This window comes from Allorhizobium undicola ORS 992 = ATCC 700741, from assembly GCF_000621665.1.
Taxonomy (GTDB): Bacteria; Pseudomonadota; Alphaproteobacteria; order Rhizobiales; family Rhizobiaceae; genus Allorhizobium; species Allorhizobium undicola.
This window is the reverse complement of the sequence record NZ_JHXQ01000024.1, coordinates 37,057-56,094: the sequence shown is the minus strand read 5'-3', so window position 1 is coordinate 56,094 and position 19,038 is coordinate 37,057. Positions and strand designations below refer to the sequence as shown.

15 protein-coding genes are annotated in these 19,038 nt (G+C 59.1%); 6 read left to right on the top strand and 9 right to left on the bottom strand.

Going from position 1 to position 19,038, the window contains the following annotated elements; all coding sequences use genetic code 11:
* On the bottom strand, positions 1 to 141 hold a 141-nt coding region (locus tag T424_RS22275), incomplete at its 3' end, for a transposase family protein (RefSeq protein ID WP_161712608.1).
* A gap of 286 nt (positions 142 to 427) precedes the next feature.
* Positions 428 to 1,009, bottom strand: a complete 582-nt coding sequence (locus T424_RS0116885; RefSeq protein ID WP_027488774.1) for an ATP-dependent Clp protease proteolytic subunit — start codon at positions 1,007 to 1,009, stop codon at positions 428 to 430.
* A gap of 514 nt (positions 1,010 to 1,523) precedes the next feature.
* On the opposite strand from T424_RS0116885, the gene T424_RS0116875 reads away from it, so the two are divergent.
* Positions 1,524 to 2,858, top strand: coding sequence for an HD-GYP domain-containing protein (locus T424_RS0116875; protein ID WP_027488773.1), 1,335 nt, complete (start codon positions 1,524 to 1,526; stop codon positions 2,856 to 2,858).
* Between the two features lie 81 nt (positions 2,859 to 2,939).
* On the opposite strand, the gene T424_RS0116870 is transcribed toward T424_RS0116875, so the two are convergent.
* Both T424_RS0116870 and T424_RS0116865 read right to left on the bottom strand, forming a co-directional pair.
* The gene (locus T424_RS0116870) at positions 2,940 to 5,501 is read right to left on the bottom strand and encodes a GcvT family protein (protein WP_027488772.1); all 2,562 of its coding nucleotides are present in this window, start codon (positions 5,499 to 5,501) and stop codon (positions 2,940 to 2,942) included.
* A 613-nt stretch (positions 5,502 to 6,114) separates the two neighbouring features.
* The gene (locus T424_RS0116865; protein ID WP_051559144.1) at positions 6,115 to 7,572 is read right to left on the bottom strand and encodes a protein adenylyltransferase SelO; all 1,458 of its coding nucleotides are present in this window, start codon (positions 7,570 to 7,572) and stop codon (positions 6,115 to 6,117) included.
* Between the two features lie 183 nt (positions 7,573 to 7,755).
* On the opposite strand from T424_RS0116865, the gene T424_RS0116860 reads away from it, so the two are divergent.
* Together T424_RS0116860 and T424_RS0116855 are read left to right on the top strand one after the other, a co-directional pair.
* On the top strand, positions 7,756 to 8,328 hold the full coding sequence (locus T424_RS0116860) for a HupE/UreJ family protein (RefSeq protein ID WP_027488770.1): 573 nt from the start codon (positions 7,756 to 7,758) through the stop codon (positions 8,326 to 8,328).
* Positions 8,329 to 8,461: 133 nt separating this feature from the next.
* Entirely contained in the window at positions 8,462 to 9,208 is a 747-nt protein-coding gene (locus T424_RS0116855) for a DUF2076 domain-containing protein (RefSeq protein WP_027488769.1), read from the top strand.
* Positions 9,209 to 9,258: 50 nt separating this feature from the next.
* Here the strand turns inward: T424_RS0116855 and queF are convergent, their stop codons facing one another.
* The 4 genes from queF to T424_RS0116835 form a co-directional block, all read right to left on the bottom strand.
* Positions 9,259 to 9,723, bottom strand: a complete 465-nt coding sequence (queF, locus tag T424_RS0116850) for a preQ(1) synthase (RefSeq protein WP_027488768.1) — start codon at positions 9,721 to 9,723, stop codon at positions 9,259 to 9,261.
* A 4-nt stretch (positions 9,724 to 9,727) separates the two neighbouring features.
* Positions 9,728 to 10,633 carry a cation diffusion facilitator family transporter gene (locus T424_RS0116845; RefSeq protein ID WP_027488767.1) on the bottom strand — a complete coding sequence of 302 codons (906 nt, stop codon included), beginning with the start codon at positions 10,631 to 10,633 and terminating at the stop codon, positions 9,728 to 9,730.
* 391 nt (positions 10,634 to 11,024) lie between these two features.
* On the bottom strand, positions 11,025 to 11,192 hold the full coding sequence (locus T424_RS22685; protein WP_154664966.1) for a hypothetical protein: 168 nt from the start codon (positions 11,190 to 11,192) through the stop codon (positions 11,025 to 11,027).
* Positions 11,189 to 13,366 (bottom strand): anthranilate synthase, encoded by a 2,178-nt coding sequence (locus T424_RS0116835; RefSeq protein WP_027488766.1) that lies wholly within the window; start codon positions 13,364 to 13,366, stop codon positions 11,189 to 11,191. Before T424_RS0116835 ends, T424_RS22685 begins: the two co-directional genes overlap by 4 nt.
* Before the next feature lie 574 nt (positions 13,367 to 13,940).
* On the opposite strand from T424_RS0116835, the gene T424_RS21350 reads away from it, so the two are divergent.
* Positions 13,941 to 14,876, top strand: a complete 936-nt coding sequence (locus tag T424_RS21350; RefSeq protein ID WP_051559140.1) for an extensin family protein — start codon at positions 13,941 to 13,943, stop codon at positions 14,874 to 14,876.
* Positions 14,877 to 14,970: 94 nt separating this feature from the next.
* Here the strand turns inward: T424_RS21350 and T424_RS0116820 are convergent, their stop codons facing one another.
* Positions 14,971 to 17,094 (bottom strand): TonB-dependent hemoglobin/transferrin/lactoferrin family receptor, encoded by a 2,124-nt coding sequence (locus tag T424_RS0116820; RefSeq protein ID WP_245269614.1) that lies wholly within the window; start codon positions 17,092 to 17,094, stop codon positions 14,971 to 14,973.
* 711 nt (positions 17,095 to 17,805) lie between these two features.
* Here T424_RS0116820 and T424_RS0116810 point away from each other — a divergent pair.
* Positions 17,806 to 18,531 carry a helix-turn-helix transcriptional regulator gene (locus T424_RS0116810; protein ID WP_051559136.1) on the top strand — a complete coding sequence of 242 codons (726 nt, stop codon included), beginning with the start codon at positions 17,806 to 17,808 and terminating at the stop codon, positions 18,529 to 18,531.
* 38 nt (positions 18,532 to 18,569) lie between these two features.
* Positions 18,570 to 19,031: a PAS domain-containing protein gene (locus T424_RS0116805; RefSeq protein ID WP_027488763.1), complete on the top strand. Its 462-nt coding sequence runs from the start codon at positions 18,570 to 18,572 to the stop codon at positions 19,029 to 19,031.
* Positions 19,032 to 19,038: the final 7 nt, after the last annotated feature.

Sequence of the window (19,038 nt, the reverse complement as noted above, 5' to 3'; positions counted from 1 at the left end):
GAAATCAGCCATGTCCTGACACGTCTCTGCACCACACAGCACCGCCGCAAGCGCAATGAACAAAATACTGTTCAACGGATGGCGCACATTGGCAGCACGAGGATCAGGAACAGATCCAAACAAAGAGGCAAATCCTTTCATCAAACCCTCCAAATCAGTCGGAGGAAGATGAAGCGATTTGCCTCAATCATTCAATAGCTTGAAACCCATATGCGATTCCCCTGCCCAATGAGGGGGAGATGTCCGGCAGGACAGAGGGGGGTAAGCCACACGCAAAACCGTAGCGTCGTGTCCTGTGAAAAGCGGGAGCCGGCTTTCGAGATTCTTGTCGAGAAAAATCAATCGAATAGCAGCACATAAAAAAGGCGGGCCTCCATGGACCCGCCTTTTTTGTTGCCAGCCTTTTTTGTTGAAAGCATTCTGCCGATCAAAGATCGGACTGGGACTCCACGATCCGGCTGACGAGGCCGTAATCCTTGGCCTCTTCGGCAGAGAGCCAGTAGTCGCGGTCGATGTCCTTGGCGATCTTTTCTTCCGACTGGCCGGTGGCCTTTGCGAAAATCTTGATCAGCCGCTTGTTCATCTTGATGATTTCCTTGGCCTGGATCTCGATGTCGGAAACCATGCCGCGCGTGCCGCCAGACGGTTGGTGCAGCAGGAAGCGGGTGTTGGGCAGGCAGATGCGGCGTTCCTTGGGCACCGATACGAAAATCAGCGCACCAGCCGAGGCAACCCAGCCCGTACCGATGATCCACACCTTCGGCTTGATGAACTTGATCATGTCATGAATGGAATCGCCCGACTCCACATGGCCACCCGGCGAGTTCACGTAAACGCGAATATCCTCGTCCGATGCCGCGGCAAGGGCCACGAGCTGGGTGCAGACCTTCTGCGCCAGTTCCATGGTAATGCCGCCATAGATGAAGATCGAACGCGACTTGAAAAGATTCGCTTCCGTTTCCTTGCCGAGGGGCAGTTCCTTGCTCTTGTCGTCGTCTTCTTCGTTCATCCGGCAATTCCTCGCTTGCGTTTCTCTCACCCGCACATAGTGCGTCTCAAGGTCTAAAACAATGACAGAAAAAGACAAGCACGGAAGCGGTGAACAGGAGGTTGACCGCATGGCCGCAATCGAGCCTTCAACAGAAATCGCTTACGGCTTGTTCATGAATTTTAGATACTATGAATAATTGAGGTTTTATCGCATTCCGGTTTTGACAAGGCGCCATGCTGCAAGCATTGCGACAAACATGGTGTTTGCGGATATTATAGACATTGGCCATGCCGCGCCTGCGTGAGAGAGCATAATCCGACCGGAGTGGAACGAGGATCGACAAGATTATGCTTCGAAAAGAAAATCCTGGAGCGCTGATCTCATTCAATCAGATCGAAAAGTGCTCTGAATAAACGTTCGCAAGCCCGCCCCTTTTGCGCTTGCCTACCTGTAATTGCTTGCGAAGCATCAGAAAGAGGGCATAAAACCGCTGGATTACGCCCTCAAAAATTAGGGGTTAAATGGAGAGCCCATGCCAACGCGGGTCCGACTCGCCGAAATCATCGAGGCATTGAGCCGGGCTCTCGATCTCACCGAGGGACAGCCCGCTGGCCATTGCATTGCCTGCTGCTATATCGGCACGGCAATCGGCGCAAAGCTTGGCATGTCGGGCGAGGAATTGCGTGATCTCTATTACACGCTCATGCTCAAGGATCTTGGGTGCAGCAGCAATGCGGCTCGCATTGCCAGCCTTTTTGACGCCGACGACATCAGCTTCAAGCGGAATTTCAAGCTGGTGGATGGCTCGCTTTCACAGGTCATGCGCTTTCTGGCAAAAAACACCGCCGCCAATGCCGGGCCGATCCGCCGGATGAAACGGCTTGTGAACGCCATGCGCCAGAGCGGCGAGGCAACGGTGGAAATCATTCGCACGCGCTGCGAAAACGGCGCCGCCATTGCCCGGCAAATGCGGTTTTCGCCCGCCGTCGGCGCCGGTATTCACGATCTGGACGAGCATTTCGATGGTGGTGGCCATCCACTGGGCAAGAAGGGCGAAGACATCCACATCTTCGCCCGCATCGCGCTTCTGGCGCAGGTTGTCGAGGTGTTTTTTCGCGATGCAGGCCCGGAGGCCGCCTTGCGTGAAGTGGTCAAGCGCAGCAAAACCTGGTTCGATCCGCGGGTGGTGGAAGCCTTTTGCGACGTTGCAGGCAGGCGGGCCTTCTGGCAACAACTCGCCTCCGACGATCTTGAAGCGATCGTGCTGAGCCAGGAGCCGGGAGAGCAGGCCATCATGGCCGATGAGGATTATCTGGACGACATTGCCGCAGGCTTTGCCCGCGTGATCGACGCCAAAAGCCCCTTCACATCGGGGCACAGCCAGCGGGTTGCCGATTTCGCCGACATGATCGGCGACCAGATGGGTTTTACCGACATGCGCCGCCGCAAGCTGCGCCGCGCCGCCCTGCTGCATGACATAGGCAAACTTGGGGTGAGCAACAGCGTGCTGGACAAGAACGGCCCCCTCAGCCCGGAGGAATGGGGCACCATGCGGCGCCACGCGGAATTTTCCGAGAAAATCCTCTCCCATGTCGCCGCCTTTGCCGAAATGGCCATCATTGGCGGCTCGCACCATGAGAGGCTGGACGGCAAGGGCTATCCGCGCGGGCTGAAAGGTGCGGAAATCAATCTCGATACCCGCATCGTTTCGACGGCGGACGTGTTCGACGCCCTCACCGCCGACCGCCCCTATCGCGCCGCCATGTCAACCGATGATGCCATGACGATCCTGTGGCGCGATGCGGGGCTGGCACTTGACCCGGCCTGTATTTCCGCCCTCGAACGCGGCCTGCAACAAAGCCAGTAAAGACTTTGTTGCAGGTATTTACCTTTTGTTTTTACGCATTTTCGGACAGAAAACCGGCGTCCACTTTTCCTGAGAAGTGCTTCAACTTCTGGGCTTCAGGTTCTCGGGATCGTAGAGCGGCTTATAGCCGACGGCCACGACTTCCACCGGATAGGTCTCGGTGAAATATTCCACGCTGAGCTTGCGGCCCACTTCGCAATAGTCCTGCGGCAGATAGGCCAGCGCGATGTTCTTGCCGATGGTGGGACCGTAAGCAACCGACGTGGTATAGGAGCGGCGGCCAAGACTATCCACCAGCACTTCGCCGGTTGCCGGATCGACCACCGGCATGGAGCCGACCGGATAACGCTTCACCCCATTGGAATCGGTGTTTTCGCTCATCACCAGCGTGCAGAGCATGGCGGGCTGCTTTTCGCGCGCCCTGTATTCCAGATGCTTGGCCTTGCCGCGGAAATCGGCGTCCTTGACCTTTGGTCGGGCAAGATCGGCTTCCAGCAGGTTATACTGGGTGAGCAGATCGGCATTCTGCAAGCGCAGCGATTTTTCCATGCGCCGCGAATTGGCATAGGTTTCCACGCCCACGGCAATCGCGCCGGTGGAGCGCAGCGCATCCCAGACGGCCAGACCATCCTCATATTTCATATGCAGTTCCCAGCCCTGCTCGCCCACATAGGAAATGCGGAAAGCCGTTACCGGCTTGCCTGCGATTTCGATCGGCTTGATGGCGGCAAAGGCAAAGTTTTCCGCATCGAGACCGGCCGGATCGGCAACGATGGTCTTCAGCTTCTCGCGGGCATTCGGGCCCCAGATGCCGATGGTCACGTATTTTTCCGAAACATCGGTGACGGTGACGTCAAACCCCTTATCCTCGGCCATGCGCTTCACGTAATGGAAATCGCGCGGACCGGCATCGGCGCCGTCGATGATGCGGCAGCGGTCGGCCATGCGGATCACGGTAAGGTCGGCGCGCACCATGCCCTCGTCATCGAGGAAATGGGTGTAGATGCCCTTGCCGATATTGGCGTCACCGCCGATCCTGGCGGCACAGAGCCATTCCATCAGTTCCACATGGTCCGGGCCTTCGACGTCGAAGATGTAGAAATGGCTGAGATTGATGATGCCGCAATCTTCCGACAGCGCCAGATGCTCGGCATTCGACACGCGCCAGAAATGGCGGCTGTCCCATTCATTCTCGCGCAGCGGCACGCGGTCGGCGTATTTTTCCAGCAAATGCTCATTGGCCTTGTAGCCATGCGCACGCTCCCAGCCGCCAAGCTCCATGAAATAACCGCCCAGTTCCACTTCCCGCTCATAGAAGGGCGAGCGCTTGGCATTGCGGCCGGAAGCATAGGGCTCGCGCGGATGAACCGCCGGAAAATAAATCTTCTGCGCCGCCTCGTAGCAACGGCCTTCGATGAAGTTTTCCGTCAACTGATGCGGGTAAAAACGGGCGTAATCGATGGAGGCATGGTCGATTTCTGTGCGGCCATCTGTCAGCCAGTCGGCAATCAGCTTGCCATAGCCGGGGCCATCCTTCACCCAGATGGCCACGCAATACCAAAGCCCGCGCACCTTCTGGCTTTCGCCGACGGAAGGACCACCGGCAGCAGAGACCTGCAACAGGCCATTGAAACTGTGGCCCTCGTTATAGCCCAGTTCGCCAAGGATCGGCGTGAGTTCGATGGCCTTTTCCAGCGGGCCGATGATCTGCTCCATATCGAGATCGCGCTGCGAGGGCGAAAGCCGCGCCTCGTGCTTTTCCAGCAGTTCCCGCGGATGACAGAGGCGCGGATTGTCGGTTTCGTAATAGCCCCACTCGATCTGGCCGCCCTCGGTGGTCTTCGGGTCGCCGGTATCGCGCATATAGGCGGAATTGCCCTGATCGCGCAGCAGCGGATAGCCGATTTCCTTGCCCGTACCGGCAAACTCGTTATAGGGGCCGAAAAAGGTCAGCGGATGATCGACCGGCATGACCGGCAGGTCTTCGCCCACCATTTCAGCGATCAGACGGCCCCAGAGACCGGCACAGACGATGACATGATCGGCCTCGATGGTGCCGCGATGAGTGACGACCCCCTTGATGCGACCGCCCTCGACGATCAGCGATTTCGCGGGCGTATTGGCGAAAACCTTGAGCTTGCCTGACTTCTCGCCTGCATCCACCAGCTTGCCCGCAACCGTCTGCGAGCGGGGAATGACGAGACCGGCATCGGGATCGAACATGCCGCCCATGACCTGATCCTCATCGATCAGCGGGAACTTCGCCTTGATTTCTTCCGGCGTCACCAGATGGGCGCGGGTGCCGAAGGCACGCGCCGATGTCACCTTGCGGCGGATTTCCTCCATCCAGGTCTCATCACCCGTGCGGGCCACTTCCAGCCCGCCGATGCGGGCGTAATGACCCATTTTCTCGAAGAAATCGATGGAATATTGCGTGGTCCAGACCGAGAGGTAATCATGGCTGGTGGTGTAACAGAAATCCGAAGCGTGCGCCGTGGAGCCGATGTCGGTGGGAATGCCCGACTTGTCGATGCCGACAATGTCGTCCCAGCCGCGCTCGATCAGATGATGGGCAATGGAGGCACCGACAATGCCCCCCAGACCGATGATGACGACCTTTGCCTTTGCCGGAAACTCTGCCATGGCCTTTGAAAATCCTGCTCGATGGAACGAAAACCTGATCGGAGTTTAAGACGAGCGGCGCGCCGGGAACAGCCTGGATGCGACATTTGTCAAAGACTGCACGACCAATCCGCAGAAGCGTTCGCATGGCTAGAGCATCTCCCGCAAAAGCGCGTAGCGGTTTTGCGATAACGACATGCGTTAAAACAAGAAGTTAAAGCGCGTTGCATGAGGCTGATCACTGTACACGACGCTACGGTTTTGCGTGTGGTTTACCCCCCTCTGTCCTGCCGGACATCTCCCCCTCAAGGGGGGAGATCGGCAAGATGAAGGCCTTGCCTAAATTCCTGAAAAAGGCCGTAACCACACCTATTCATTGAAGAATGGCGCTTTGTCCGTATTGCAATCTCCCCCCTTGAGGGGGAGATGCCTGGCAAGGCAGAGGGGGGTAGGCCACGCCACATGCCTAAGCGTCGTGTACTGTGGAGGCTGATAAGCCGCAACGTGCTTTAGAGCATTTTCAGGAAAAGTGGAAGCCGGTTTTCCGTCTGAAAATGCGTAAAAACAAATAGATAGAACGGCTCAATGGTTCCGTGAAACAATGAACCGCTCTAGCGAAAGCTGGCAACCCTCCTTACGTCCCGCAAAATGTCCGCATCACCCGCTCCTCAGGCCTTGGCGGCAAGGCCAGATCGGCATGATCGGCATTTTCCTCATAAGGATTGGCAAGCGCATCGACCAGCCGGTGGAAGAGCGAAAAATCATCGTAGATTGCCGCGGCAATCGCCTCTTCGATGCGGTGATTGCGGGCAATGATGGCCGGATTGACCGCTTCCATCGCCTTTTGCTTCTCTGCCGGCTCATGATCCCTGCCCAGCCTGCCGCGCCAGCGGGTGATCCAGTCCGAAAGCCCGGCCGGATGAGAGAAAAGACCCACCAGCCCCTGCACATCCGCGCCGCCTGCAAGCTTGGAGAGCGCCCGGAAGGTCAGCGTGAAGTCGGCCCCGCCTTGCTGCATCAGCGACAGGAAATCATTGACCAGCGCAAGATCGTCCTCCCCCTCGCCTTCCACGCCCAGCTTGGCGCGGAAATTTGCCAGCCAATGCCGCTGGAAAGTTTCGCCAAAGGTCTTGAGGGCGGCATTGGCATCTTCCACGGCCTGTTCCTCGCCGCCTTCGAACAACGGCAACAGGCATTCCGCCAGCCGCGCCAGGTTCCATTGGGCAATGGCGGGCTGGTTGGCATAGGCATAGCGCCCCTGCCGGTCGATGGAGGAAAACACCTTGCGCGGATCATATTCGTCGAGAAAGGCGCAGGGGCCGAAATCGATGGTTTCGCCGGAAACCGTCATGTTGTCGGTATTCATCACCCCGTGGATGAAGCCCACCGAAAGCCAGCGCGCCACCAGAAAGGCCTGCCTTTCCGCAATGGCATTGAACAGCGCGAGGATGCGGTTTTCCGTTTGCTCCAGCTGCGGATAATGACGCGCAATGACGTGATCGGCCAATTGCCGCACGCCATCCTCATCGCCGCGCGCTGCAAAAAACTGGAAGGTGCCAACTCGGATATGGCTGGCCGCAACGCGGGTAAACACCGCCCCCGGCAGCACGGTTTCGCGGATCACCGGCTCGCCGCTCGCCACCGCCGCCAGCGCCCGCGTTGCCGGAATGCCAAGTGCTGCCATGGCCTCCGACACGATATATTCACGCAGCACAGGCCCCAGCGCCGCCCGGCCATCGCCGTTGCGGGAAAAGGGCGTGGGCCCTGCACCCTTGAGCTGGATGTCGCGGCGCTTGCCGTTCCGGTCCACCACCTCGCCCAGAAGCAGCGCGCGCCCATCGCCAAGCTGCGGCACGAAATTACCGAACTGGTGCCCGGCATAGGCCATGGCCAGCGGCTCGGCCCCTTCCGGCAGCTGATTGCCGGAAAAAATCGCAGCAAGGCGGTCTCTATCCTGCGCATCGAAATTCAGGTCAAGCTCATCGGCCAGCGCCTCGTTATAGCGAATGAGCCGGGGCGCCTTGACCGGCGTCGGCAGAAGCGAGACGTAAAAACGCTCCGGCAGGCGGGCATAGTGATTGTCGAAAGCCATGATCGTCTCCTTCGCGAAGCTCCTGATATGGGGCATGGCACCGGGGCTGGACAAGACTTGATCCGCCGCAAATTCCCGTGGACAGGAAAAAACCTCTTACGCTAATCTCGCCAATGACATAAACGAAGGGCGGCGGGACCGAACCCGGACGCCACAGTTGACCAAACAGAGGGACTAACATTGATGTTCAAAAGATTTTCGCTGGCCGCCCTTGCCTTTGCGGGCGCCGCCGCCCCCGCCTTTGCCCATCTCGATCCGCTGGCCCATGGCTCCATCATGGCGGGTATCTCCCATCCGCTGACCGGGCCTGACCATATTCTTGCCATGCTGGCGGTTGGTCTCTGGGCCTCGCAGCAGGGTGGCAAGGCGCTGTTTGCCGTGCCCGCCGCCTTTGTCGCCACCATGGCGCTTGGCTTTGTGCTGGCGCTTTCGGGTGTGGAGCTGCCCTTCGTGGAGCCCGCCATTCTGGCCTCCGTCATGGGCCTTGGCCTGCTGGTGGCCTCGGCCGTGCGCCTGCCGGTGGCTGGTTCCGCCGCCGTGGTCGGCCTGTTTGCCCTCTTCCACGGCCACGCGCATGGCAGCGAACTGGCCGGTGCAGGCGCCATGGAATTCGGCCTGGGCTTCCTGATCGCCACCGCCCTGCTTCATGCCGCAGGCATTGGCCTTGGCCTTTCGCTCAACCGCTTTGGCCCGTCGGTCACGCGCGCACTGGGCCTTGCCACCGCCGTTGGCGGCGCGGCGCTGATGTTCGGCTGAACGCATCCACCGTGTCTTTGTTGAAGGGCGGGCGCAATCCCGCCCTTCTTCTTACGCATTTGTAATTTGGCTGACCTCGAAACGCCATGATTGCCTCCCTAATTCGTTTTTATCTTTTCGACAGGAGAGGCCCATGTCGCCCGAAGAACGCCAATTGCTGACCCAGCTTTTCGACCGCCTGCGTCAGGCCGCCAACGGCCCGCGAGACCGCGAGGCCGAAGAGCTGATTGCCACAGAAATGCAGCGCCAGCCGCACGCGCCCTATGTGATGGCGCAAGCCGTCATCATTCAGGAAAAGGGCCTTGAAGCCGCCACCGCCCGGATCAGAGAGCTGGAAGAGCGGGTGCGGGAACTGGAAGACCACGCGCCGCCCGCTTCACAGCAGCAGGGCGGCAGCTTTCTCGGCGGCCTCACCTCTATTTTCGGCGGCAGCAACAACGCCCCCGCTCCTGCCCGCCAATCCGGCCCATGGAGCGGTGGAAGTAACGGCCGTCTTTATGATGATTACGCCCGCAATGCCCCGGTGCAGCAGAGTGGTCCATGGGGTAGTCAGGCCCCGCAACAGACAGGCTTTGCACAGCCGCAAGCCGCAAGCTCCGCTGGCGGTGGCTTCCTGCGCGGCGCGCTGACCACGGCTGCCGGCGTGGCCGGTGGCGTGCTGGTGGCCGATGCCGTGCGCGATCTCTTCACCACCCACAATCCCGGCTTTGGCAACATGCTGGGCGCGGGCGGCCTTGCCAACGCGCCGATGGAGGAAACCATCGTCAACAACAACACCTATTACATCAATGAAAACGGCGGCAATGACGACAATGACTATGCCGATGACGCAAGCTTCGACGACAGTGATACTGGCGGGGATGATTCAAGCTTTGCGTGAAGGCTCTCACGCAGAGTCATGTCCGGGAAAGCGCGTGTAAAACGCGCTTTTCAGCCCCGCCCGCGATAGGTCGGCACGCCCTGATCCGGCAGCCACACGCCCTTTGGCGCTTCGCCGGTCTGCCAGAAGACATCGATGGGAATGCCGCCACGCGGATACCAGTAGGCGCCGATGCGCAGCCATTTCGGGGCGAGCAGGTCCACCAGACGCTTGGCGATATAGACGGAACAATCCTCGTGGAAGGCGCCGTGATTGCGGAACGAGGTGAGAAACAGCTTCAGCGCCTTGGATTCCACCAGCCAGTCACCGGGAATGTAATCGATGACGATATGGGCGAAATCCGGCTGGCCGGTCATGGGGCAGAGGGAGGTGAATTCCGGCGCGGTGAAGCGCACGACATAATCTGTTCCGGCATTGCTGTTGGGCACTTTTTCCAGCACGGCGGTTTCCGGGCTGGTTGGCGCTTCCACCTGGCTTCCCAGCATGGAAAGGCCGGAAACATCGGTCTTGCTCATTGTCTTATCCTTCAACCTTCACGCCCACGCCATGGGCTTTCTCGCTTTCGGGTTCCACATGGATTGTTACCCGCGCACCGGGCTGCGCCTTCTTTATCGCAGCCTCCAGCCGGTCGCAAATCTCATGTGCCTGCCCCACCGGCATGGCGGATGGCACGACAAGATCGAAACCGACGAAAGTGGCGGCTCCGGCCCGGCGCGTGCGCAGATAATGCACGCCGATGGAGCCCATCGCGTTTTCTGAAATCGCCTGCTTGATCGCCTCTTCCTCTTCCGGCTCCACCGCCTTGTCCATCAGGCCCGCAACGGAATGGGAAATGACCTTCCAGCCCTGATAAATGATGTTGCAGGCCACGAGAATAGCCAGCAGCGGATCGAGAATGGCGTAACCCGTCAGCACCACCAGCACCAGCCCCGCCAGAACGCCGATGGAGGTGACGACATCCGACATGATATGCTGCCCATCCGCCGTCAGCGCCGGAGATCGATGCTTGCGGCCCTCCCGGATCAAAAGCTGCGCCCAGACGAGATTGACGACGCCCGCGCCAAAATTGATGGCAAGGCCCAGCACCGGCGCCTCCAGCGGCTGCGGGCTTTGAAGCGCCGGAACCGCCTCCTTGATGATGAGCAAGGCGGCGATGACGATCAGCACGCCTTCCAGCACGGCGGAAATATATTCGGCCTTGTGATGGCCGTAAGGGTGATCCTCATCCGCCGGTTTTTGCGCATAGCGAATGACGAAATAGGCAATCAGCGCCGCCACGACATTGACGGTCGATTCCAGCCCATCCGACAACAGCGCCACCGAACCCGTCACCCACCAGGCCAGCAGTTTGAGAAGCAGCACACCAACTGAAAGCGGAATGCCCCAGAAGGCAAGTTTCCTGACAATAGGATCCTGATCGGACATCGGCCACTCCTGCTCTTGCGAACCACTTGCAGAATTTCCGCCGTAAAAACGGCAAAACCGCCCGGCCCCCAGCGGGGGTTCGGACGGTTCATGCGGCCCATATGCTGAAAAATAGCCGCCCTGTCAAACCGCAAAAACGGCTCATCCAGAGCTTACAGAAACAATATTAGAAATTTCTTTCGCCGCTTGTCAGGCACGCCTCACCGAATGTCCAAAGGCTGAATTTGCCCATCGACCACCAGCAGCCGACATCCCGGTTTCCCCACCAAAGTCGCCCGCGGCCCGCCTGCACAGCAATCGGACAATAGGCCGCGAGAACGATACGGCGTCTTTGCTCCATGTCGGTCTTATCCCAGCCGCGGACACTCAGATGCAAAATACCCTCATCCTTCTAAGGATATTCGACGTATCCGACAACGCGTTGCGCGTGCCACACCTCAAGCAGGATCATCTCGTTGCGGCAGGCAATTTCCGGAGGTGTGCTGGTCAGGTCGTCGGCCTGCACGGACGAGGCGGCAAACGCCACGAGGAGCGCCGCCGCCATGAACCATCGTTTCACGCCGCCTTTTCCTTTACCTTTCGGGAGAGCTTCGAGACGACGTTCTCGATCATCCGCATTCCTGCATCCTGACCAAGCGTCATGATGGATTCCGGGTGGAACTGCACCGCAGCCACCGGCTCACTTGCATGTTCGATACCCATGATCGTGCCATCCTCGCTTTCGGCGGTGATGATGAAATCGCGCGGCAAGGTGGCCGGATCGGCAAAGATCGAGTGATAGCGGCCAACCGTCACCTCCCTGGCCAGACCGGAAAACACCAGACCCGGTTCCAGCACGCGAATGCGCGAGGGCTTGCCATGCATGGGCACGGCCAGTTGCCGAAGTTCTCCGCCATAGGCCTCGGCCAGCGCCTGAAGACCGAGGCATACGCCGAAGATCGGCAGCTTGCGGTCCCGCGCCTTTTTGATCGTCGCCTTGCAATCGAAATCGGAAGGCGAGCCCGGTCCGGGAGAAAGCACGACGAGATCGGGGTTGAGCCGGTCGAACACTTCTTCCGGCACCGGGGTGCGCACGGTGTTGACCGTGGCGCCGGTCTGGCGGAAATAATTGGCCAGCGTATGAACAAAGCTGTCTTCGTGGTCCACCAGCAGGATATTCACGCCCTGCCCCACCGTGGCCACGCCGCGCTTGGCTTTCTGGTCGTTGCTTTTTGCGTCACGGATGGCTGCGATCATGGCGGATGCCTTCAGTTCGGTTTCGGCCTCTTCTTCCTGCGGGTCGGAATCGTTGAGAAGCGTCGCACCGACCCGCACCTCGGCAATGCCGTCCTTGATGCGCACGGTGCGCAGGGTCAGGCCGGTATTCATGTCGCCGTTGAAGCCGACCATGCCGACGGCGCCGCCATACCAGGCGCGCGGGCTTTTTTCATGCGCCTCGATGAACCGCATGGCCCAGAGCTTCGGCGCACCCGTCACCGTCACCGCCCAGGCATGGGAAAGGAAGCCGTCGAAGGCGTCCATATCGTCGCGCAACCGGCCTTCGATATGGTCCACCGTGTGGATCAGGCGCGAATACATCTCGATCTGGCGGCGGCCGATGACCTTCACCGAGCCCGGCTCGCAAACGCGGCTCTTGTCGTTGCGGTCCACGTCGGAACACATGGTCAGTTCGGACTCGTCCTTCTTGGAATTCAGCAGCTTGAGGATCTGTTCGCTGTCTTCGATCGGATCGTTGCCGCGCTTGATCGTGCCGGAAATCGGGCAGGTTTCGATCCGCCGCCCGTTGACGCGCACGAACATTTCCGGCGAGGCGCCGACCAGATATTCCTGATTGCCGAGATTGATGAAGAAGGAATAGGGCGACGGATTGATGTCCTTCAGGCGGCGGGACACGTCCGATGGCCGGGAATCCAGCCGCTCCATGAATTTCTGGCCCGGCACCACCTCGAACAGGTCGCCCCGGCGGAAGCTTTCCTTGGCCTTGACCACCAGCTCGGCATATTCGCCGGGGCGGTGGTCGCCATGCGGGGGAATGCGGTCGGTGGGGCGGAAGGGTTCCGGTGCGATCGCGCCGCTCTTGCCGGCGGTCGTTACGCCGTCACGGGCAAAATCATAGCGGTCGATCCAGGCTTTTGCGGAATAGTGGTCCACCACCAGAATTTCATCCGGCAGGAACAGCACCATGTCGCGCTGGTCGTCGGGACGCTGCATTTTCAGCTGCACGGAATCGAACTGGAAAGCCAGATCATAGCCAAAAGCGCCGAACAGGCCGATGCTGCTGTCTTCCGGCGAATAAAAAAGATCGGTAATGGCGCGAAGCACCGTAAACACGGTCGGCGCCTTGGAGCGCTCCTCCTCGGTGAAGACCCGGTCCGGCATCCGCACGACGAGATCGAGGCGGCGCTGGCTTTGCGCGCCCATGTCCAGTTCGGCCACGGTTTTCAGCCGCGCCGCGATGAAGGAGAGCAGCACCTCGCCACGCTCGTTATAGGCTTCGATCCACACCTTGCGACCATTGCAGGAAAGGCCGAGAGGCGGATCGACAATCGCCGTATCCCAGCGGGTATAGCGGCCCGGATATTCGTAATTGGAAGAAAACACCGCGCCCCGGCGCTCATCCAGCTTGTCCACATAGCTGGAAACCGCATCGTCATAAGGCGTGGCACGACGCTGGCGCGTTACCGTGATCCCGCCACGGGTTTCGTAACATGCGCCCTCATCCGTCTTCACCATTCTCGTTCTCCTCGTCAGGCCCGTCCAAGGGAGGCGCTGAATACAAAAAAGCCGCCTCAGGATTTTCCGGGCGGCTTTGGGTCAATCACTTCTCAGGACATGACTGGTCAAACCCGCGTTAGCGAGCCCACCACCAGGCAGTCATGTTCGAAACGATCATCATGGCAAAATGCATAACCCGCCTTCGTCTCTGGCGCAAGCGGCATTTTCGCCCGCTTTTTCCAATCAAGCTTTCCGCTTGCCGCAACCAATCAGGCCCTCATGCGTTGCCTTGGAGCGTTACTGCATAATTCCTTAAATCGGAATCGATTTAAGGTGAAAATTATGCAGCAGATTTAAAGTGTTACAGCGTCCTTTGTGCGTTTGTTAAAACGCACGGCGCTGTAATACCAAGGCTCGAAGATGCGAACGCATCCTCGCCTTGAGGAGATTTCGAATATCTCAACTGCGTCAGAGGCTTGAGATATTCGAAAGGGGAATACCAAGGGTCATTTTCAATGACCCTTGGTATAAGCCGTGCCGCATATGGCAGGGCTTTGGTCTTATTGGGAATTGTCTTGGCGAGGAGCAGTAGATGGGAAGAACATGGGTAGCGCTCGCTCTGGCCGGTCTTTGTCTGGCCGGAGCGGCGCAAGCACAGGACGCCCTGCCGCGCACCGGGCCAAAGCCCGAAGCCCGTCCGCAGGATGCGCCAGCTCCCGCCTCCACAGACAAGCCCTTGCCAGCCGCAGGCACCCCGCCGGTGCCCGACCCCGCCGACGTGCCAAAACCTGAGCCAAAGCCTGAGACAAAACCTGAGACGGGGCCAGAGACGGGGCCAGAGACCCAGCACGAAACAAAGCCCGAAACCGCCCCCGCCGAACCGGAAAAGCCGGAAGCCCCACCGCCGATCATGCCGGAGGACGAGGCCGCCTATCAGCAATGCCTGATCGACCTCAAGGCCGAAGGCGCAACCTTCGAGCCGCGCCCGCGCATCGATGACGGCAATGGCTGCGGCATAGACAAGCCCCTTGAAGTAACCGGGGTACTGCCCGGCGTCTCGCTCAGCCCGAAAGCGGTGTTGCGCTGCGAGGCAGCGCTTGAGCTATCCCGCTGGGTCAAAACCGTGGTCATCCCCACCGCCGATCAGGCCCTGCCGGACAAGGGCAAGCTTACCGGCGTGAAACAGGCCACCTCCTATTATTGCCGCAACCGCAACAGTGCAACAACCGGCAAGCTCTCCGAACACGCGCGCGGCAACGCCATAGACATTGCCGCCCTGCAATTCGAAAAGGGCACCGTGGCCATGAAAATCGTGCCGGATGACGAGCCGACCCTGCCGGGCGCCTTTCAACGCACGCTAAACGCCTCGGCCTGCCTCTATTTCACCACCGTGCTTGCACCGGGCGCCGACGAGACCCATGAGGATCACATGCATCTCGACCTCATCCGCCGCCATGGCGATTACCGCGTCTGCCAGGATGGCGACCATGGCGAGACCGATGCCAAACCCGCACCTGCCACAAAATAAAATACCGGGTGAGCCAAGGTTCACCCGGTCTTTCGCGCCTTGCCTCACAGCATTTCCGGACGGAAAACCGCTGCGCACTTTTCCTGAAAATGCTTTAAAACTTCTGCGAAATCGACAGCTTGAAGTAGCGCCCTGCTTCCGAATAGAGGTCGGAGGCGTTGGAGACGTTGCGCACTTCCAGCGCGTCGAAATATTTCTTGTCGAACAGGTTATAGACACCTGCCTGCACGCGCAGCCCCTTGACCTGTTCAGGCTCCCACCAGCCGGTGAGATTGACCACGCCATAGCCTGCGGGCCTGGTGGAGGCGGTGGAATCGTCGGAAACGGCAGCCACCGCCACAAGGCTTGCATCCGCGCCCCAATGCTCGCGATCATAGCCGACGCCCAGAATGGCCTTGAGCGGCGGCACCGTGGACAAGGCCTCGTCTGTATCGAGATCCGTGCCACGGGCATAGAACACCGAGCCGTGCAGGTTTATGCCGGACTGGAAGGTCTTGTGCGCCTCCACTTCCACGCCGCTGATGCGGACATTGGCGCGGTTGATATATTGATAGGTGCCGAGCAGATAGCCGCTGGTGGCAATAATATCGGAGGTATCGATGAAGTTCTTGTAGCGCGTGCTGAAGGCGTTGATGCGCCCGCCAAAGTCCGCATCGCCCAGATTGGCGCCCACATCGAAGCCCCAGCTTGTTTCAGGCTTCAGATCGGGATTGCCGATGGAGCGGTAAAGCGGCGCGTTGTCGTAATCGACATAGAGCTGATAGGCATTCGGCGACTTGAAGGCCGTGCTGAACTGCGCATAAAGCTCCACCTGCGGCGCGGCCTGCCAGGCGGCGCGAAGCTTGGGCGAAAAATGCTGGCCGCTCTGGCCTTCCGGCATCGTGCCTTCAAAGCTTGCGGTCTCCTGCGGGTCCTGCTTGTACCAGTCGAAACGCAGGCCAGGCGTCAGCGAGAAAGGCCCGTCGCCGAGGCTGATGCGGTCTTCGGCAAAGGCGCCGAACTTGTAGGAATTCACATCCGGCGAATAGGACTGATTGGTGTGGTAATAGGCGCAAGCCGCCACATACGTCACCGAGCATGTATCCTTGCCGGAGAGATAATAGCTGCTCTGGCTGAACTGGAAATCGCTGCCGAAGGTCAGGCGGTGCTTTAACGCGCCGGTTTCGAATTCCGAATTGGCATAGGCATTATAGCCCAGATCGCGCTGCTCGGAATGCATCAACCGCTCGTAAAGGCCGATCGGGTTTGTCTGGCGATAGCCGCTTGCCCCTTCCTGGCGGGTGCTGCGCTGCCAGTAGAGGGTGGCGAAGGCGCTGTCGATCAGGCTGTCTTGCGAAACGGATTCATATTTGTAATCCAGCGAAAGCCGGTCGCGATGCTTGTTCTGCAAGCGGTTATAGTCACCGGCACGGTAGGTCGAGCCCGCGCCCGAAAGATAATCCGTGCTGCCGTTATAGCCGAAACTCTCGGCGGTGAAGCCAACGGTGTGGCCGCCTTCCAGCTGCTGGCGCAGCTTGAACAGCAGGTTGCGCTGCGAGTAATCGGCCGGATCGGCCTCGGTGCGGCTGGTGCCTGAACCGCCGACATCGCCCTTCGTTTCCGTTTCATGCCCGCGCTTGTAGGAGCTTTGGAACAGGATCGAGGTGTTCTCGATCTTCTTCGCCACCGCACCTGAAGCCGTAAACGAGCGGTCAGAGCCATCATAACCCAGCTTGGCAATGCCGCCCCAATCCTTGCCGTCGCGGATCAGGTCCTCCGGCTCATAGGTATGCAGCAAAAGCGCCCCGCCCAGCGCGCCCGAACCCGCACGGCTGGAATCGGCACTGTGCAACACGTCAACGGAGGAAAGCGAGGTAAAGTCATAGGTGTCGGCGCCGCCGCCGTAACTATAGACATTGTCGAAGAAGTAAGGCACCGGAATGCCGTCCGTGGTGGTCAGAACCCGGTCATCCTGAAGGCCGCGAATGTTGACGCTCTTGGCGTTCTTCACATAGGTCACGCTCGGCTCGACGGTATTGCCCAGATCGTCCACATCGTCGATCTGGCGCTTTTCCAGCGTCTTTGCCGTGGTCGTCGTCGCCAGCGGCGTATCGGCAACCGACCCCTTGGCAACCCCCTTCTGCCCCTCGACCTTGATGGTGCGCAACACCGTCTCGCCGGAGGACGCAGCCGTGGCCTCCTCAGCCTTCACCGCCCCGGCAGCCGGCAGGACAGCCAATGCCGTGCACCCCAACAAAAACGGCCTCAAAACTCGGATGAACATGCTCTCAATCCTTCGACAAGGCACAGGAAACCCCTCGGCGGCAAGAAAATGCCCCGACCCCCGACACCATGGTTGATAGAAACACCGGCCCCTCAGCGAGAACGGGCCGGATGCCTCAGGTCTTTGCGTTGGAAAGCGAAAACCCGGCCCACCCCGTGAAACGGCCGGATCCCGCCCTCATGAAGCTCCACCGGCAAAGGCATTGCCGGGAACATGGCGCCTTCCTGCCAGCCCCTGGCGGGCGTTCCGTCACCATGATCCTGCTCTATAAAACATGATTTTTTATGTCAAGATTAATACATGACTTTTTCAATCATATTTTAAGGGTTGTTTTACCGCCTTATGCGACATGCGCATTTCGCATATGACTTGCGCGAAATGGATCGCTAAAGAAAAATAAATTTTTAGTCATGCCGCTATTTTGAAAGACAACGCGGAAATTGATCGATGCGGGACTTGGCAGCGGCAACGTAGAATGGTTAAAAATAGAATGTAAAGTTCAACTAACACCGAAAAACCATGGATATTTCATCGGGAACTTGACAATCATAAGCTTATAATAATATATAGAAATTACAAAAGATAGAGAGAGACAAAGACGTCTTCTCGGTCAAGACCCGTCGCATACCCGTATTCGCGGCGCGGCAAGGTAAGATCAAGCGCAACATGAACACCGGATCCGGGTCTTTGCCAAACAATACAATGGCCATAGCGGCAAACACCCGCGCCGAATGCATGGCAATGCTGCGCCAGACCGCCGAACACTTCGGTCTGGAACAGGCCAGCATCATCATCGCCCCAAGTCCCGCCGATGTGCATCTCATGCCGCTGGTGCTGGAAAGCACGCTTTCTGCGGATTTCGCCCGTGAATTCGACCGCCACCAGTTCGTACGCCAATGCCCGATCCTGCCAAAACTGGCAGAATCGCTGATGCCCTATCCATGGTGCCTGGATGACACCGAGGAAAGCGGAATGGCTGAACACTGGCCGCAGGAAATGAAGGCCCTGATGCGCCGCCACGGCCTCGTGACCGGCGCACTCTTTCCCTTCATGTCGCTGGATGCCCGCCGCTATTTCGTGCGGCTGGACGGCCGCCGTCCACGGCTGGAGCAGCAGGAATTAAACGATCTGGCCATGCGGGTGCTGGCCATATTCGACCAGTATGACCGGCTGCGCCGAGCCGAACTGACCCATGCCGAAACGCTTTCCAGCCGTGAACTCGAGGTTGTGCGCTGGACCGCCCAGGGAAAGACATCGGTGGAGATCGGACAGATTCTCAACCTCTCCGACCATACAATCAATGCGTATATGACAAGCGCGATGAAGAAGCTGGGTTGCGTAAACCGAACGCAATTGGTAGCTAAGACCATCAGGCTGAAGTTGATCGACTGATACGCCCCCGCTTCAGCCGCCCAAAGGCGGAGGTCGGCTTGAGATTCATCATCAACGAAGAAAAACCGAAGGCGTCGAGAAGCTGCCCCTTCGCAAGCGTCAGCCCCCAGGACATGCTGGATCTGATGCAATCGGTGGAGCCGATCGGGGTCTGGCGGATCGACATCGACAAGGGCCATTTCTACGGCTGCGATTCTTTCCACATGATCTTTGAAAGCGAGCCGCAGACCGGCCCGCTCAACGTCAAGCACTTTGCGTCCAGGGTCCATCCCGACGACATCGGCATGTTGATGGAAACCTTTCAGCGCATTTGCGAAACCGGTGAAACCTACCATGCCGTTCACCGGGTGATAAAGCTGGATGGCAGCCTCAAATATGTCCGCGCCATGGGGGCTTTCCGCCCGACCGCGCATGGCTCCGGCGAGGTCTATGGCCTTCTCTTCGATCTCGTGCCGCGCGTGTGTTCGGTCACATTCTTCCAGCCAGCCACATCGGCCTGACGGGCGG

Excerpts from the sequence above, each read along its gene's own strand:
- T424_RS0116885 (WP_027488774.1), bottom strand. The coding sequence starts at position 1,009 with ATGAACGAAGAAGACGACGACAAGAGCAAGGAACTGCCCCTCGGCAAG.
- T424_RS0116875 (WP_027488773.1), top strand. The coding sequence starts at position 1,524 with ATGCCAACGCGGGTCCGACTCGCCGAAATCATCGAGGCATTGAGCCGG.
- T424_RS0116870 (WP_027488772.1), bottom strand. The coding sequence starts at position 5,501 with ATGGCAGAGTTTCCGGCAAAGGCAAAGGTCGTCATCATCGGTCTGGGG.
- T424_RS0116865 (WP_051559144.1), bottom strand. The coding sequence starts at position 7,572 with ATGGCTTTCGACAATCACTATGCCCGCCTGCCGGAGCGTTTTTACGTC.
- T424_RS0116860 (WP_027488770.1), top strand. The coding sequence starts at position 7,756 with ATGTTCAAAAGATTTTCGCTGGCCGCCCTTGCCTTTGCGGGCGCCGCC.
- T424_RS0116855 (WP_027488769.1), top strand. The coding sequence starts at position 8,462 with ATGTCGCCCGAAGAACGCCAATTGCTGACCCAGCTTTTCGACCGCCTG.
- queF (WP_027488768.1), bottom strand. The coding sequence starts at position 9,723 with ATGAGCAAGACCGATGTTTCCGGCCTTTCCATGCTGGGAAGCCAGGTG.
- T424_RS0116845 (WP_027488767.1), bottom strand. The coding sequence starts at position 10,633 with ATGTCCGATCAGGATCCTATTGTCAGGAAACTTGCCTTCTGGGGCATT.
- T424_RS0116835 (WP_027488766.1), bottom strand. The coding sequence starts at position 13,366 with ATGGTGAAGACGGATGAGGGCGCATGTTACGAAACCCGTGGCGGGATC.
- T424_RS21350 (WP_051559140.1), top strand. The coding sequence starts at position 13,941 with ATGGGAAGAACATGGGTAGCGCTCGCTCTGGCCGGTCTTTGTCTGGCC.
- T424_RS0116810 (WP_051559136.1), top strand. The coding sequence starts at position 17,806 with ATGAACACCGGATCCGGGTCTTTGCCAAACAATACAATGGCCATAGCG.